Raw genomic sequence first — 662 nt, forward strand, 5'->3', positions numbered from 1 at the left:
ATGTCATATTGAAAATTGGAGCGGAAGACGGGATTCGAACCCGCGACCCCAACCTTGGCAAGGTTGTATTCTACCACTGAACTACTTCCGCAAGACATGTATGAGTTATTTTATTAAAAGTGCGGGTGAAGGGAGTCGAACCCCCACGCCAAAGGCGCTAGATCCTAAGTCTAGTGCGTCTGCCAATTCCGCCACACCCGCATATTTCATTAAAATGGTGAGCCATGAAGGACTCGAACCTTCGACCCTCTGATTAAAAGTCAGATGCTCTACCAACTGAGCTAATGGCTCTTAATGGCTGGGCTAGCTGGATTCGAACCAGCGCATGACGGAGTCAAAGTCCGTTGCCTTACCGCTTGGCTATAGCCCATTAATTAAGAATGGTGGAGGGGGGCAGATTCGAACTGCCGAACCCGAAGGAGCGGATTTACAGTCCGCCGCGTTTAGCCACTTCGCTACCCCTCCGACATATATGGTGGAGGATGACGGGATCGAACCGCCGACCCCCTGCTTGTAAGGCAGGTGCTCTCCCAGCTGAGCTAATCCTCCATTTTGCCTGGCAACGTCCTACTCTCACAGGGACAAGGTCCCAACTACCATCGGCGCTAGAGAGCTTAACTTCCGTGTTCGGTATGGGAACGGGTGTGACCTCTCTGCCATCA

At 52.1% G+C, this 662-nt stretch carries 6 tRNA genes and 1 rRNA gene; all 7 read right to left on the reverse strand.

The window, feature by feature from the left end:
- Positions 1-16: 16 nt before the first annotated feature.
- Positions 17-91 (reverse strand) — tRNA-Gly (locus MR112_RS28565).
- 29 nt (positions 92-120) lie between these two features.
- A tRNA-Leu gene (locus MR112_RS28570) sits at positions 121-201 on the reverse strand.
- A 14-nt stretch (positions 202-215) separates the two neighbouring features.
- Positions 216-291, reverse strand: a tRNA-Lys gene (locus MR112_RS28575).
- Between the two features lie 4 nt (positions 292-295).
- Positions 296-370 (reverse strand) — tRNA-Gln (locus tag MR112_RS28580).
- A gap of 11 nt (positions 371-381) precedes the next feature.
- Positions 382-465, reverse strand: a tRNA-Tyr gene (locus MR112_RS28585).
- 8 nt (positions 466-473) lie between these two features.
- Positions 474-549, reverse strand: a tRNA-Val gene (locus MR112_RS28590).
- 5 nt (positions 550-554) lie between these two features.
- Positions 555-662 (reverse strand): 5S ribosomal RNA (gene rrf / locus MR112_RS28595); the annotation flags it as partial.

This window comes from Bacillus cereus group sp. BfR-BA-01330 (genome assembly GCF_022663885.1).
Taxonomy (GTDB): domain Bacteria; phylum Bacillota; class Bacilli; order Bacillales; family Bacillaceae_G; genus Bacillus_A; species Bacillus_A cereus.